Genomic DNA, 13,944 nt, shown 5'->3' with positions numbered 1-13,944 from the left:
GTCATGCCTCGTCGAACTTGCGTTCGACCTTCAGCGGCGGCGCCCAGGCGGGCATCGCGGCGTCCTGTTCGTCGGTGGTGAGGCCAGGCACGCCGTGCACGGGGTTGCCGAGCATCGGGAAGCCGAGCTTCTCGCGCGACTCGTAGTACGACTGCGCCACGCTGCGCGACAGCGCGCGAATGCGGCCGATGTACGCTGCACGCTCCGTCACGGAAATCGCGCCGCGCGCGTCGAGCAGGTTGAACGTGTGGCCGGCCTTGAGCACGAGTTCGTAGGCGGGCAGTGCGAGCTGCAGATCGATCATGCGCTTCGCTTCGCTTTCGTACGCATTGAAGAACGTGAACAGCAGGTCGACGTTCGCGTGCTCGAAGTTGTAGGTCGATTGCTCGACTTCGTTCTGGTGATAGACGTCGCCATACGTGAGGCGGCGCAGTTCCGGGCCGTTCGGGCCTTGCTCTTCCCACTCGGTCCAGACGAGGTCGTAGACGTTCTCGACCTTCTGCAGATACATGGCGAGACGCTCGAGACCGTAGGTGATTTCGCCGAGCACCGGCTTGCAGTCGATGCCGCCCACTTGCTGGAAGTAGGTGAACTGCGTGACTTCCATGCCGTTGAGCCACACTTCCCAGCCAAGGCCCCAGGCGCCGAGCGTGGGGTTCTCCCAGTCGTCTTCGACGAAGCGCACGTCGTTCTGCTTCAGGTCGAAGCCGAGCGCCTCGAGCGAGCCGAGGTACAGGTCGAGAATGTTTTCCGGCGCGGGCTTGAGCACCACCTGGTACTGGTAGTAGTGCTGCAGGCGGTTCGGGTTCTCGCCGTAGCGGCCGTCCTTCGGGCGCCGCGAGGGCTGCACGTAGGCCGCGCGCCACGGCTCGGGGCCGATTGCGCGCAGGAAGGTGTGGACGTGCGAGGTGCCGGCGCCGACTTCCATGTCGATCGGCTGGAGCAGTGCGCAGCCCTGCTTGTCCCAGTAAGACTGGAGCGTCAGGATGATTTGCTGAAACGTGAGCATGTGTGCCTGCAGTGTCTTTCGGGCTTTCGGGAGCGGAATGCGGCGGGCCCGCCTTAAGCGAGCGCGCCGGCGGGGCGGCGATTCTCCGCCTTGCCCCTTCCCCTTGCGTGGCCCGGGCCGGGAGGCGGCCAGGTGCTAAAACGTTGAATTTTACCGGATTGCCGGAGCCTTGAGACCTGGACGGGGTTCCGGCGGCCGGCAGCGGTGTGGTTGCGTCGTCGGCGCGACGTTGCGTGTGCCTTGCGCGCGCCTTATTTTTCGTCCGCCGGCTTGCGCGTCTTCGCGCCCTTGAAGGCCGGTCCGAACGCAAAGCCGAGCGCCAGCAGCAGCATCGAAACGGCGATCACGGTGTTGTTGCCGCTCGTCACGTAGGGCGTGAAGCCGCTCGTGCCTTCCACCTTCACGTCGAGCGAGCCCGCCGTGAACGTAGGCAGACGCGCGATCACGCGGCCTTTCGCGTCGATGGCGGCGGTCGCGCCCGTGTTGGTCGCGCGCAGCATCGGCCGGCCGGTTTCGAGCGAGCGCATGCGTGCGATCTGCAGATGCTGGTCGAGCGCGATGGTGTCGCCGAACCACGCGAGGTTCGTCGAGTTGATGAGGATGCCCGGCGAGGTGGGGCTCTCGCGCACAATGCGCGCGATTTCCTCGCCGAAGATGTCCTCGTAGCAAATGTTCACGGCCACGAGTTCACCGTGCACGCGGAACGGCGGCTGCACAGGCGCCCCGCGCGCGAAGTCACCGAGCGGGATGTTCATGAGATTGACGAACCAGCGGAAGCCCCAGGGCACGAACTCGCCGAAGGGCACGAGGTGATGCTTGTCGTAGCGATAAAGACCGTTCTGGCCCGGCGTGATGCCGAAGAGGCTATTGGTGTAGTCGGTCACGCGTCCGTCGGGCGTGATCGTGCCGCCCACTGCGCCGAACAGGATGGCCGTGTTCGTGCCGTCGGCGAAGGCGCGGATATCGCGGCCGAACTTCTGGGGAATCTCCTGCACGAGCACCGGCACGGCGGTTTCGGGCGTGACGACGAGATCGGCGGGTTTTTCGGTGATGAGCTTCTGGAACTCGTTGAGCGCGTCGGTAAAGCCGGCCTCGGAGAATTTCATGTCCTGCTTGACGTTGCCTTGCAAGAGACGCACGTTGAGCGGCGTGCCGGACGGTTGCGTCCACGAGACGAGCGAGAGCAGCATGCCGGCTGCGATCACGGCGACAGCGAGCAGCGCCGGCGTCGCGACCGCGCTGCGCGAGGGCGCTGCGGGCTGGCGATTCACGTCGCGCACGCGCAAAAGCGCCTGAGCGATGAGCGCCGCAACGAGCGCGAGCACCCAGCCCACGCCATACACGCCGACGATCGGCGCGAAACCGGCGAGCGGGCCGTCCACCTGCGCGTAGCCGCTCGCAAGCCACGGAAAGCCGGTGAACACGTAGCCGCGCGCCCATTCGCCGAGCGCCCACGCGCTTGCGAACGCGAAGGCGCCGTGCCACGTCGGCGAAAACGGCAACTCGCCGCTGCGTCCATTTTTCGCATGTCCCGCGCAGAACGACCAGATGAGCGCGGCGAGCGCCGGATACACACCGAGATAGAGCGAGAACAGCACGAGCGCCGCGCCCGCGAGCACGGCGGGCATGCCGCCGTAGAAGTGCATGCTCACGTAGAGCCACCACACGCCGCTCACGAAGTTGCCGAAGCCGAATGCCCAGCCGGTGAAGAGCGCACTCTTCCAGCCGGTCGTGCGCGTGAGCCAGCAGTAGAACAGCGCGAAGATCGCAATGGCGAGCCAGCCGCCGTGCGGCGTGGGCGCGAACGACAGCGTGTTGAGTGCGCCCAGCGCGGCGGCCGCGAGATAGTGCCAGAAGGGCAGCGCGCGGCGCGCGGCGCCGTTGGTGGTGGCGGTCGCGCGCGGCTCGGTGCGCGTGCGGGTATCGATCGGTTCGGCCATGCGGTGCTGTGGAATGCGATGAAAAGCGCGATAAGAGGCGCGATAAAACGCGCGAGCGCGGATTGCGCGACGAGCGCAACGATAGCACTTTCGTGCGTCGTTCCCGGGAAGCTCTGCTGGGGACGGATCGGGACATCCGCGCGCTCGAAGCAAAAACGCCAGCCCAAAGGCTGGCGTCATCGGCGCATACGAGGCGCGCTCGCGCGAGCTCAGGTGCCCGGCGGCTGCAGCGCGGCTTCGCGCTGTCCTGCCATCGGGTCGCGGCGCACGAGCAGCATGTGGACCTGGCGCGCGTCGGCGCGCAGCACCTCGAAGATCAGGTCGTCGATGCGGACCTTCTCCCCGCGATGCGGCACGTGCCCGAAGTGGTTCGTGACGAACCCGCCGATCGTATCGACTTCCTCGTCCGAATAATGGGTGCCGAACGCCTCGTTGAACTGTTCGATTTCGGTGAGCGCGCGCACCCGGAAGCGCCCGTCGGGCGAGGCGATGATGTTGCCGCTTTCCTCGTCGAAGTCGTACTCGTCTTCGATGTCGCCGACGATCTGCTCCAGCACGTCCTCGATCGTGATGAGACCGGCCACGCCGCCGTACTCGTCCACGACGATGGCGATGTGGTTGCGGTTCTGGCGAAAGTCGTGCAGCAGCACGTTCAGGCGCTTGGACTCGGGAATAAATACGGCCGGGCGCAGCATGCCGCGCACGTCGAACTCTTCTTCGGCGTAGTAGCGCAGCAGATCTTTCGCGAGCAGCACGCCGATCACGTTGTCGCGATTGCCGTCGTACACGGGGTAGCGCGAGTGCGCTTTCTCGAGCACGAACGGAATGAATTCGTCAGGACTTTCGGCGATGTTGATCGCGTCCATCTGGGCGCGCGGGATCATGATGTCGCGCGCGCAAAGCTCGGATACCTGGAACACGCCTTCGATCATCGAAAGCGAATCGGCGTCGATCAGGTTGCGCGCGTGCGCGTCCTGGAGGATTTCGAGAAGCTCGGCGCGCGAGTCGGGCTCGGGCGAGATGAAGTCGGTCAGCCGCTCGAGTAGCGAGCGCTTTTCCTGCGGTTTGTCGGTCTGGCGTCGACTGGGATAGGAGTCGTTCATGGTGGTGCGCCCTTTGCCGCTTGGGGGCAGGGCGCGCTGTTGCGGAGGGTTAAGGATACAACATGCCGGTGGCGCGACCGTGTCATGGCACACGTACGTTACACACCGGCAGATCAATCCTATCGCAGATGCGGTGTGGCCGCCCGGTGGAAGAAAAAAGCCGGGGCAGTTACACGAGGCTTACGCGCAGCGCGCGAGCAGCCGCTCCAGCGCGCGGTCGCGCATACCGCTCTCGCGCAGCGCGTCCACGGTGCGGCGCACGTAATCGAGCGTCGTGCCATAGCGGCCCGACGCGCAGCCGAACACGGTGCGCACGGTCGCTTCGGAAAGCTTGCCGGTGTAGGACGCCACATCGCGCCGCATGACGAAGGCGAGCGCGTCGACATGGCGGCCGTCGGCGAGCACGCAGGGCAGCCAGGCCGGGCGGTACGAGCCCATCGGCATTTCGCGGCGCCAGAGCGCTTCGAGGTGCGGCATCACGCCTTCGGCGGCGAGACGGAACGCGACGCCCGCGCACGAGCCGCCGCGGTCGAGTGCGAGCACGAGGCCCGGTTGCTCGGGCGTGCCGCGGTTCACGCGCGACCACAGGTAAAGCCCGCGATGGTAGCCGTGCACGCGCGAACGCACGTTCTCGACGGTGGGCAGGCCTGGGTTCCAGATCAGCGAGCCATAGCCGAAGAGCCAGATGTCGCTTGCGCCGTCCCAGCCTTTCGATTTCAGTGTGCAGTCGAGCGAGGCGCGCAGCTCGTCTTCGCTCAAAAGCCGCGACTCGCCAAGCACCGGCGGGTAGCCGGGGCAGGGCACGCTCGCTTCGCCCGCCTCGGGCAGGACTGGGAGTTCGGCGAATTCGGGCGTGCGCTTGTCGTTCATGGCGGGGGCTTACTTGTACGGATCAGGAAAGCCTAGCGAGTTGAGCACTTCGGTCTCGATGCCTTCCATCTCTTCGGCTTCGGCCTCGTCTTCGTGATCGTAGCCCTGCGCGTGCAGCGCGCCGTGCACGAGCAGGTGCGCGTAGTGCGCGGCGAGCGGCTTGCCCTGCTCGGCGGCTTCCTTCTCCACCACGGGGCAGCACAGAATCAGATCGCCCGTGACCGGATCGTCTTGGCTCTCCGCATAAGCGAAGGTGAGCACGTTGGTCGCGTAGTCCTTGCCGCGATACGTGCGGTTGAGCGTGCGGCCTTCCTCGGCGTCGACGAAGCGCACGGCCAGCTCCGCGTCCGCGAAGAGCGCGGCCTTGAGCCACGCCGCCACGGTGGCGCGCGGCAGCGCGGCCTTGTGCTCGGGGAACGCCTTCGCGGCGGGGAACTGCACAGTCAGTTTGAGTTTCGGTGCACGGGGCATGGGGCTAAAGCAGTGATACGACGCAGGCGGCGGCGTTAGCGCGCGTCGCCCACGCCTTCGTCCTTTTTCGAATGCGCGTCATAAGCCTCGACGATACGCGCGACGAGCGGGTGGCGCACGACGTCCGCACTCGTGAAGTGCGTGACGGCGATGCCGCGCACGTCCTTGAGCACATGCTGGGCTTCGATCAGGCCGCTCTTGTGGCCGCGCGGCAAGTCGATCTGCGTGGTGTCGCCGGTCACGACCGCCTTCGAGCCGAAGCCGATACGCGTGAGGAACATCTTCATCTGCTCGGGCGTGGTGTTCTGCGCCTCGTCGAGAATGATGAACGCGTGATTGAGCGTGCGTCCGCGCATGTACGCGAGCGGCGCGATTTCGATCATCTGGCGCTCGAACATTTTCGCGGTCTTGTCGAAGCCGAGCAGATCGTAAAGCGCGTCGTACAACGGGCGCAGATACGGATCGACCTTCTGCGAGAGATCGCCCGGCAGGAAGCCGAGGCGCTCGCCCGCTTCCACGGCCGGACGCGTGAGCACGATGCGCTTGACCTGATCGCGTTCCAGCGCGTCCACGGCGCAGGCCACGGCGAGATAGGTCTTGCCGGTGCCCGCGGGCCCGATGCCGAACGTCACGTCGTGCGAGATGATCTGCTTGAGGTACTCGCGCTGCGCGGGCGTGCGGCCACGCAGGTCGGCGCGGCGCGTGTAGAGCTTCGGGCCCAGTTCTTCGACATCGACGCCTTCGCGCGCGGGTTCGTCGAACGGATGATCGGGGTCGCCGCGAAAACGCGGGTCGATCTCGGTGGCGTCATTGTTGCCGTTGCCACCACCGGCATTGCCGCGCACGCCGCCGTTGCCATTGCCGCGCGGATCGTTGGCCGAGTTGCCGCCGAAGCTCGCCGGGTGTCGTGCTTCGACGAGCGCGAGCTGAATGTCGTCGACGGAAAGCGGATCGCGCGCCCGGTTGTAGAAGTTTTCGAGCGCCGTGAGCGCCAGCCTGGCGCCGCGCCCGCGAATGCTGATGCGATGGCCGCGCCGTGCGAGCGTCACGTCGAGCGCTTGCTCGATCTGCCGCAGGTTTTCGTCGAGCGGGCCGCAGAGGTTGGCAAGCCGCGCGTTGTCGTCGCGCGGCGCGGTGAATTCCAGATGCTGCTGATTGGGCTTCAAGGTGTCTCTGAACTCCTGAATTCCTGGCTGGGTGCGTCGAGCCGATTAATGCACGATTAATGCGCGAGCGTCGAGGCTTCTTCGTGCGCGAGCACGATTTCGCCGCGCAGCGAGTGCGGGTACGCGTGGTTGATCTTCACGTCGATCATCTGGCCGATCAGGCGCGCGTGCGAAGCGAGCGGCGCCGGGAAGTTCACCACGCGGTTGTTTTGCGTGCGGCCCGACAGTTCGCTCGGGTCCTTGCGCGAAGGGCCTTCCACGAGAATGCGCTCGACTCGGCCAACCATCGACTGGCTGATGCGCGCGACGTTCTCTTCGATCGTGGCCTGCAGGTGCTGCAGGCGCTTGAGCTTCACCTCGCGCGGCGTGTCGTCTTCGAGATTCGCGGCGGGCGTGCCCGGGCGCGGGCTGTAGATGAACGAGAAGCTCGTGTCGTAGCTCATCTCCTCGACGAGCGCCATCATCTTCTGGAAGTCCTCTTCGGTCTCGCCGGGGAAGCCGACGATAAAGTCCGTGGAGAGCGACAGGTCCGGGCGGATCGCGCGCAGCTTGCGGATGATCGACTTGTACTCGAGCACGGTGTAGCCGCGCTTCATCGCCATGAGCACGCGGTCCGAGCCGTGCTGCACCGGCAGATGCAGGTGGCTCACGAGCTTGGGCACCTTCGCGTAGGTGTCGATCAGGCGCTGCGTGAATTCCTTCGGGTGCGAAGTCGTGTAGCGGATGCGCTCGATTCCGGGGATGTCCGCGACGTATTCGATGAGCGTGGCGAAGTCGGCCACGTCTTGCGCGCCATTGGTCAGCGCACCTCGATACGCGTTCACGTTCTGGCCGAGCAGCGTGACTTCACGCACGCCCTGGTCGGCGAGACCGGCGATTTCGGTGAGCACGTCGTCGAGCGGTCGCGAGACTTCTTCACCGCGCGTGTACGGCACGACGCAGTAGCTGCAGTATTTCGAGCAGCCTTCCATGATCGAGACGAACGCGCTCGGGCCTTCCACACGTGCGGGCGGCAGATGGTCGAACTTCTCGATTTCGGGGAAGGAGATGTCCACCTGCGCGCGGCCCGAGGCGCGGCGCGCGTCGATCATCTGCGGCAGGCGGTGCAGCGTTTGCGGGCCGAACACGAGGTCCACATACGGGGCGCGCGCGACGATCGCCGCGCCTTCCTGGCTCGCCACGCAGCCGCCCACGCCGATCAGCAGGTTCGGGTTCGCTTCCTTCAGCTCGCGCACGCGGCCGAGGTCGGAAAACACCTTCTCCTGCGCCTTTTCGCGCACCGAGCAGGTGTTGAAGAGAATGACGTCCGCGTCTTCGGGGGTGTCGGTCTTCACGAGACCTTCGGCGGCGCCGAGTACGTCGACCATCTTGTCGGAGTCGTACTCGTTCATCTGGCAGCCAAAGGTCTTTACATAAACTTTCTTGGTCATCGGGTTTCGCCGTTCGCAGTGGTTGACCTGGGGGCGTCGTCCGCTTGATGCACGTGCGTGAGGCACGGTCTGCACGTCAGGACTACGGTGTTTTATGGGGCCGAATCGGGGTGCGGGGAGACCGGCTAAGAGACCGGCGTTGGCACCCTGTTTCTGGCAATGCGCGTTTTGCCATTCCTGGGACGTTCCGCTTTGCTTTTCGCGTCATTTTGCCGACGCGCATTGGCCAACGATTGGCCCATGCGGTTGCGGCTGCGGATCGCTTTCTGCGCAATGCAACATTATATCCGCTTGCGCCTTCGGCTTTGCGTCGCTTCGGCCGGATCGCTGCAAGGCACCAGCGCCTCCAGTTCGCCCGAAGTCTGCGCGAAACGCTCGGTGAGGAAGTCGAGCAACGCCCGCACGCGCGGCGCGAGAAAACGGTTGCGGTGATAGAGCGCGTGCAGCGGCGCGTTGGGGTAGCGCCACTCGGGCATCACCGTCTTGAGCCGCCCGGCGCGCAGGTCGTCGGCGACATCCCAGATCGACTTTACCGCCAACCCATAGCCGCAGAGCGCCCACTGGCGCGCCACTTCGCCATCGGTGGATTCGAGCGCGCCGTCGAGCGGCACCGTGTAGGTCTGCGTTTCGTCGCCGCGCGTGAAGCGCCATTCGTTCACCGGCCCCGCCGCCGAGCCGATCACGATGCAGTCGAAACGGGCCAGATCGTTCGGCTCACTCGGCTCGCCGCAGCGCGCGAGGTAGGCGGGCGAGGCGCACAGCACGCGGCGGTTCGGCGCGAGCCAGCGCGCGACGAGCGAGCTGTCCTGCGGCGTGCCGAAACGAATGGCGAGGTCGATGTCTTCGAGCACGAGGTTCGAGAGCGAGTCGGTCAGCATCAGCGCGAAACGCACGTCGGGGTACAGGGCGCGGAATTCGTCGAGCCAGGTCATCAGCAGGTTGCGGCCGAAATCCGAGGTCGCCGAAATACGTACCTTGCCGCGCACCGCGTTCTGGCCCTCCTGCAAGGCCGCCTTGGCGTCGTCGAGCGAGCGCAGCGCGTGCTCGCTGCAGGTGAGGTAGATACGGCCTTCGTCGGTGAGGCGCAACTGGCGGGTGGTGCGGTCGAACAGACGCGCATGCAGCTCCGCTTCGAGCCGCGCGAGCCGGGCGCTGGCCGCCGCGGGCGTGAGGCCGAGCTTGCGCCCCGCCGCGGAAAGGCTGCCGAGGCGGGCGGCTTCCACGAAAAGGCGCACGTCACCGAGGTTGTCCATCGCGCGATTATTAGAAAGCGATTGAAAATGATTCAAATGCTACGCCAATTATCAAATTTGAGCGTAGCCGCGACAATGCGCGTGTTTTCAGGACAACCGCCCCGGCCCGCACGCCATGCAACTCGATCACGTCACCCTCGTCACGCCCGACCTCGAAGGCACATGCCGCTTCTTTCGCGACATCGTCGGCCTCGACGACGGCCCGCGCCCGCCGTTTCGCGTGGACGGTCACTGGCTCTACGCGAACGGCCGCGCGGTCATCCATCTGGTCGATGCGACCGTGCCCGCGCACTTGCCGGCGCAGTTGCCAGGTGCCTCGTCCGCGCTCGTGGCGCCGCGCATCGATCACGTGGCGTTTCGTTTGGCGTCCGGTGCTGAGTGGCACGCGCTCGTCGAGCGGCTTGCCGCGCACCGCGTGCCTTACCAAGTGGCCGAGGTGCCCGCGAGCGCGGAAGTGCAGCTTTTCGTGGCGCTCGCGCCGGGCGTGGTCGTCGAGTTCGTGACGTCGATGCCCGCTGGCGCGGCGGTCTAGCCGTTGCCTGATTTGCCCTGAAGCCAACTTGAATCCCGGCTGATTTTTGGAGATTTCGATGCCTATCCCCTTGCTCGCGCTGGCCATCAGCGCCTTTGCCATCGGCACCACCGAGTTCCTCATCATGGGCCTGTTGCCCGACGTCGCGCGCGATCTGCACGTGACGATTCCCGCCGCGGGCCTGCTCGTGACCGGCTATGCGCTCGGCGTGGCGGCCGGCGCGCCGCTGCTCGCCGCGCTCACGAGCCGCATGCCTCGCAAGCTCGCGCTGCAACTGCTGATGGGCGTGTTCATCGTCGGCAACGTGATGTGCGCCGTCGCGTCGAACTACTCGCTGCTGATGGTCGCGCGCGTGGTCGCTTCGTTCGCGCACGGCTCGTTCTTCGGCATCGGCGCCGTCGTGGCGGCCTCGCTTGTGCCGCAGGAAAAGCGGGCGAGCGCCATCGCGCTGATGTTCACCGGGCTCACGCTCGCCACCGTGCTGGGCGTGCCGTTCGGCACGGCCATCGGCCAGCAGTTCGGCTGGCGCGTGGCGTTCTGGATCGTGAGCGGCTTTGGCGTGATTTCGCTGATCGGCGTGACCGCGCTGGTTCCCAACCATCACGACAGCGGCCCCGCGGGTCTCGGCCACGAAGTGCGCGTGCTGCGCGACCCGCAGGTGTGGCTCGCGCTCGGCATGACGGTGCTGGGCTTTGGCGGCGTGTTCGTCGTGTTCACCTACATCGCGCCGATTCTCGAACAGGTCGGAGGCTTCTCGCCGCGCGGCGTGACGCTGATGCTCGTGTTGTTCGGCGTGGGGCTCACGCTGGGCAACACGCTCGGCGGCAAGCTCGCGGACCGCGCGCTGATGCCTTCGCTGATGGGCATTCTCGTGATGCTCGCCGTGGTCATGGCCATCTTCACGAAGACGAGCCACGCCATGTGGCCCGCCGCGATCACGGTGTTCGTGTGGGGCATCGCCGCGTTCGCGACCGTGCCGCCCTTGCAGATGCGCGTGGTCGCGAAAGCGGCGGCGGCGCCGAATCTCGCATCGACGCTGAACATCGGCGCGTTCAACGTCGGTAATGCAATGGGTGCGTGGATGGGCGGTCTCGCCATCGCGCACGGCGTGGCGCTCGACTCGCTGCCGTGGGTGGCCGCGGCCGTTTCGGTGGCGGCGCTCGTGCTGACGTGGGCGGCGGCGCGGCTCGATACGCGCAACGTACCGGTGCGCCATGCGAGTGTGCCTCAGCAGCAAAATACGTGAGCGCCCGCGAGGGTAATGCGCAAGGCAATGCGCCTTATGCGCAGGGCGCGAAAGCAATCCCGGATTCACGCTCTGCAATGCTGATAACAGTGTGAAGATAACTTCGTTGGGCGCGGCAAATCGTGATGCTAGTCTTGCCTCCATTCATGCTCTTGCGCCGCAATGACGCGGCGCGCCTGGAGGCAGCCATGCATTCACCCCTCGCGCTCGTGCGCGACGCGCAGCCCAATATTGCGCACACCGAAGGATCTCACGAGGCGCTCGAGCATCTCGTGGGCGTGAACCTCGCCCGTCTGCGCGCCGAACGCCAGCTATCGCTCGATGCGCTCGCACGCGCCTCGGGTGTCTCGCGCGCGATGCTCGCTCAGGTCGAGTCCGCGCGCAGCGTGCCGTCGATCAAGGTGCTGTGCAAGGTGGCGGCGGCGCTCAAGGTTTCGGTCTCGGCGTTCCTGCGGCGGCATGCGGTGAACGGCTTCGAGCATTTGCCGGCCGAGCGCGCGTCGCGCCTCGTTTCCGCCGACGGCCGTTATTCGGCGCGGGCGCTCTATCCGGAAGGGGAGCCTGCCGCAGCCGAGTTTCACGAGTTGCGCATTGCGCCACTGCACACCGAGCCCGGTGTGCGCCGCCCGCCCGGCACGACGGTGAACCTCGTGGTGAGCGAGGGCACGCTCGAAGTGAGCGTGCACGATCGGCGCCAGCTGCTCGCCACCGGCGACGCGATTCTTTTCGACGCCGACCAGCCGCACAGCCTGCGCAACCCGGGCGACACCGAGGCGCGCGTGTTTCGCGTGACGCTCAACGCCGAGACGCCGCCGCGCTGGGACGTGCCCGCCGCGCCGGCTGGCGGCGATGCGGCGTCGCACAAAACGCGTTTCGAGCACGTTGTCTAGTCGTACTTTTTCGCGCTGCACGGTTTTGCAGCCTGTTGTATCCTTTGCCCGCCGGTTAATCCGGTAATCAGTGCGTCTTCAGGGCGGGGTGAAATTCCCCACCGGCGGTATGCCGGCCGCGCCGAAAGGCAACGCCGACGAGCCCGCGAGCGCCTGCGCGAGCTTCATGATGTGATGCGCGGGGTCAGCAGATCTGGTGTGAAGCCAGAGCCGACGGTCATAGTCCGGATGGAAGAAGATGTGCAGATGGTCATGTTTGCCCATCCGCCGCGGTATTTCGGCCGATGCGCGTGCGTCCCCATTTTTTGGGGCGTGCCGCGTGCCTGCCGAATCACGCGTGCCGGGGATTCCTGTCTGTTTGCAATGCCCTGAAACGTTTTTCGCCTAACTCTCGCGAGGAGCGTTTCACATGTCCAGTAATACTCTCGCTGCATCCCAAGGCGCGCCGCTCGACGCCGCCGCCGATCTCCCGTTCATCGATTCCGAGCCGGTGCCGCCGCGCATTGCCGCCGCGTTGCAAGCCATGCGCGAAGGCCGCCCGGTCGTGCTGCAGGACGACCACGACCGCGAGGACGAAGCCGACCTGATCGTCGCCGCCGAACGCCTGACGCCCGAAACGATGGCGCTTTTCATCCGCGAATGCAGCGGCATTGTGTGCCTGTGCCTCTCCGACGAGAAAGTGCGCGCGCTCGAGCTGCCGCCGATGGTGGCCCACAACGAAAGCCGCAACCGCACCGCGTTCACGGTCTCGATCGAAGCGCGCGACGGCGTGAGCACGGGCGTTTCGGCCGCCGACCGCGTGACGACGATCCGCGCTGCGATCGCTCCAAACGCGAAGCCTGACGATATCGTGCGTCCCGGCCACGTCTTCCCGCTGCGCGCGCAGCGCGGCGGCGTGCTGGCGCGTCGCGGCCATACCGAAGGCACCGTCGATCTGGCGGTGCTCGCGGGCCTCGCGCCAGCCGGCGTGCTGTGTGAGCTGATGAACCCCGATGGCACGATGGCGCGCGGCAAGCAGGTCGACGACTTCGCGAAGCTGCACAACCTGCCGATGCTCACGATTGCCGAGCTGGTGGCGTTCCGTGAATCGCTCGCTGTGGCGCGCGAGCGCTGCGCCGAACCGGCCTAAGGGTCGCTGAAGTAGCGAGATGAGAGACGCGGCGCCGACAGGCGCCGAGTCTCGCTCTCTTTAAGGCTCGTGCGGTCTGCGCACGCGCCGCCTCAAGACTGCACGTCGCCGAATTCGCCGCGCACACCGGCCTCGACGAGCGCCGGCAATTCTTCCATGTGCGCCATGATGCGCGTAATGCCCATCTCGCGCAGCACGTCGGTGTAGCCCGAAGGAATGTGGCTCGCGCCGACGAACGCGATCGTCTTCATGCCCGCCGCGCGCGCGGCGTTCAAACCCGAAATGCTGTCCTCGACGACGACGCAGCGCGCCGGCTCCACGCCGAGCTGCTTCGCCGCGTGCAGGTACACGTCCGGATAAGGCTTGGGCCGCGCGACCTGCTCGGCGCTGAAGATACGCTCGCCGAAGATCGTGTCGAGCCCGGCGCGCCGCACCGAAGCGTGCACGCGCGTGAGCCGGCTGTTCGACACGACGGCGGCGGGCAGCGTCACCTGGCGCAAGGCGTCGCGCACGCCGTTGATCGGGCTCACCGACTCGGCAATGGCCGCTTCGCAACGATGTTCGATCGTCTCGAGAAAGTCCTCGGGCATCGTGAGGTCGAAGCGGGCGGCCACATCGGCGAGAAAGCGCGAGGTCTGCTGGCCGAACGCCGCGTTCACGGCGGCGTGAAAATCGATGCCGGGAAAGGTGCTGCTGAGCGTGTCGAAGAGAACGCGGTCGGCAATGACTTCGCTGTCGACGAGCACGCCGTCACAGTCGCAGATGAGATGGTCGATCATGCGTGAAACGAGAGGCCGGGTAACGCGCGGCCAGGGCCGATGCGCGCGCCCGAGCCAGGCAGGCGGGAAGGTGGAAACCCCCAATCATACGTGCTTTTGCTTTTTGGCCGCAGCGCACTCGCGGTA

The 13,944-nt window shown here is 66.2% G+C and carries 13 protein-coding genes and 1 riboswitch; of the genes, 4 read left to right on the top strand and 9 right to left on the bottom strand.

Annotation, left to right across the window (positions count from 1 at the left end; all coding sequences use genetic code 11):
- Position 1: 1 nt before the first annotated feature.
- From glyQ to U5A58_RS22120, 8 genes are all read right to left on the bottom strand, one after another.
- Positions 2 to 1,009: a glycine--tRNA ligase subunit alpha gene (gene glyQ / locus U5A58_RS22155; RefSeq protein WP_321913702.1), complete on the bottom strand. Its 1,008-nt coding sequence runs from the start codon at positions 1,007 to 1,009 to the stop codon at positions 2 to 4.
- A gap of 251 nt (positions 1,010 to 1,260) precedes the next feature.
- Complete coding sequence (gene lnt, locus U5A58_RS22150) at positions 1,261 to 2,949, bottom strand: apolipoprotein N-acyltransferase (protein ID WP_321963016.1); 1,689 nt, start codon at positions 2,947 to 2,949, stop codon at positions 1,261 to 1,263.
- A 209-nt stretch (positions 2,950 to 3,158) separates the two neighbouring features.
- Positions 3,159 to 4,052 carry an HlyC/CorC family transporter gene (locus U5A58_RS22145; RefSeq protein ID WP_321963015.1) on the bottom strand — a complete coding sequence of 298 codons (894 nt, stop codon included), beginning with the start codon at positions 4,050 to 4,052 and terminating at the stop codon, positions 3,159 to 3,161.
- Positions 4,053 to 4,232: 180 nt separating this feature from the next.
- Positions 4,233 to 4,922 (bottom strand): gamma-glutamylcyclotransferase, encoded by a 690-nt coding sequence (locus U5A58_RS22140; RefSeq protein WP_321963014.1) that lies wholly within the window; start codon positions 4,920 to 4,922, stop codon positions 4,233 to 4,235.
- 9 nt (positions 4,923 to 4,931) lie between these two features.
- Positions 4,932 to 5,393, bottom strand: coding sequence for an rRNA maturation RNase YbeY (gene ybeY, locus U5A58_RS22135; protein ID WP_321963013.1), 462 nt, complete (start codon positions 5,391 to 5,393; stop codon positions 4,932 to 4,934).
- Between the two features lie 35 nt (positions 5,394 to 5,428).
- Positions 5,429 to 6,559 (bottom strand): PhoH family protein, encoded by a 1,131-nt coding sequence (locus U5A58_RS22130; RefSeq protein ID WP_321913707.1) that lies wholly within the window; start codon positions 6,557 to 6,559, stop codon positions 5,429 to 5,431.
- A gap of 56 nt (positions 6,560 to 6,615) precedes the next feature.
- On the bottom strand, positions 6,616 to 7,989 hold the full coding sequence (miaB, locus tag U5A58_RS22125) for a tRNA (N6-isopentenyl adenosine(37)-C2)-methylthiotransferase MiaB (RefSeq protein ID WP_321963012.1): 1,374 nt from the start codon (positions 7,987 to 7,989) through the stop codon (positions 6,616 to 6,618).
- Between the two features lie 281 nt (positions 7,990 to 8,270).
- The gene (locus tag U5A58_RS22120) at positions 8,271 to 9,242 is read right to left on the bottom strand and encodes a LysR family transcriptional regulator (protein WP_321963011.1); all 972 of its coding nucleotides are present in this window, start codon (positions 9,240 to 9,242) and stop codon (positions 8,271 to 8,273) included.
- A gap of 115 nt (positions 9,243 to 9,357) precedes the next feature.
- Here U5A58_RS22120 and U5A58_RS22115 point away from each other — a divergent pair, with 115 nt between their 5' ends.
- The 4 genes from U5A58_RS22115 to ribB all read left to right on the top strand — a co-directional run bounded on the left by U5A58_RS22115 (position 9,358) and on the right by ribB (position 13,039).
- Positions 9,358 to 9,774: a VOC family protein gene (locus U5A58_RS22115; RefSeq protein WP_321963010.1), complete on the top strand. Its 417-nt coding sequence runs from the start codon at positions 9,358 to 9,360 to the stop codon at positions 9,772 to 9,774.
- A 58-nt stretch (positions 9,775 to 9,832) separates the two neighbouring features.
- Complete coding sequence (locus U5A58_RS22110) at positions 9,833 to 11,020, top strand: MFS transporter (RefSeq protein ID WP_321963009.1); 1,188 nt, start codon at positions 9,833 to 9,835, stop codon at positions 11,018 to 11,020.
- Between the two features lie 188 nt (positions 11,021 to 11,208).
- Entirely contained in the window at positions 11,209 to 11,910 is a 702-nt protein-coding gene (locus U5A58_RS22105; RefSeq protein WP_321963008.1) for an XRE family transcriptional regulator, read from the top strand.
- Between the two features lie 70 nt (positions 11,911 to 11,980).
- Positions 11,981 to 12,154, top strand: a riboswitch (FMN riboswitch).
- A 165-nt stretch (positions 12,155 to 12,319) separates the two neighbouring features.
- A complete protein-coding gene (gene ribB, locus U5A58_RS22100; RefSeq protein WP_321963007.1) occupies positions 12,320 to 13,039 on the top strand; it encodes a 3,4-dihydroxy-2-butanone-4-phosphate synthase in 720 nt (239 codons plus the stop codon).
- Between the two features lie 92 nt (positions 13,040 to 13,131).
- On the opposite strand, the gene U5A58_RS22095 is transcribed toward ribB, so the two are convergent.
- Entirely contained in the window at positions 13,132 to 13,818 is a 687-nt protein-coding gene (locus U5A58_RS22095; RefSeq protein ID WP_321963006.1) for an HAD family hydrolase, read from the bottom strand.
- Between the last annotated feature and the right edge of the window lie 126 nt (positions 13,819 to 13,944).

The organism is Paraburkholderia sp. J7, assembly GCF_905220155.1.
GTDB lineage: Bacteria > Pseudomonadota > Gammaproteobacteria > Burkholderiales > Burkholderiaceae > Paraburkholderia.
This window is presented reverse-complemented; position numbering and strand designations above follow the sequence as displayed.

Bases quoted from the DNA above. Each gene is read 5' to 3' on its own strand.
- glyQ (WP_321913702.1), bottom strand. From the start codon at position 1,009: ATGCTCACGTTTCAGCAAATCATCCTGACGCTCCAGTCTTACTGGGAC.
- lnt (WP_321963016.1), bottom strand. From the start codon at position 2,949: ATGGCCGAACCGATCGATACCCGCACGCGCACCGAGCCGCGCGCGACC.
- U5A58_RS22145 (WP_321963015.1), bottom strand. From the start codon at position 4,052: ATGAACGACTCCTATCCCAGTCGACGCCAGACCGACAAACCGCAGGAA.
- U5A58_RS22140 (WP_321963014.1), bottom strand. From the start codon at position 4,922: ATGAACGACAAGCGCACGCCCGAATTCGCCGAACTCCCAGTCCTGCCC.
- ybeY (WP_321963013.1), bottom strand. From the start codon at position 5,393: ATGCCCCGTGCACCGAAACTCAAACTGACTGTGCAGTTCCCCGCCGCG.
- miaB (WP_321963012.1), bottom strand. From the start codon at position 7,989: ATGACCAAGAAAGTTTATGTAAAGACCTTTGGCTGCCAGATGAACGAG.
- U5A58_RS22120 (WP_321963011.1), bottom strand. From the start codon at position 9,242: ATGGACAACCTCGGTGACGTGCGCCTTTTCGTGGAAGCCGCCCGCCTC.
- U5A58_RS22115 (WP_321963010.1), top strand. From the start codon at position 9,358: ATGCAACTCGATCACGTCACCCTCGTCACGCCCGACCTCGAAGGCACA.
- U5A58_RS22110 (WP_321963009.1), top strand. From the start codon at position 9,833: ATGCCTATCCCCTTGCTCGCGCTGGCCATCAGCGCCTTTGCCATCGGC.
- U5A58_RS22105 (WP_321963008.1), top strand. From the start codon at position 11,209: ATGCATTCACCCCTCGCGCTCGTGCGCGACGCGCAGCCCAATATTGCG.
- ribB (WP_321963007.1), top strand. From the start codon at position 12,320: ATGTCCAGTAATACTCTCGCTGCATCCCAAGGCGCGCCGCTCGACGCC.
- U5A58_RS22095 (WP_321963006.1), bottom strand. From the start codon at position 13,818: ATGATCGACCATCTCATCTGCGACTGTGACGGCGTGCTCGTCGACAGC.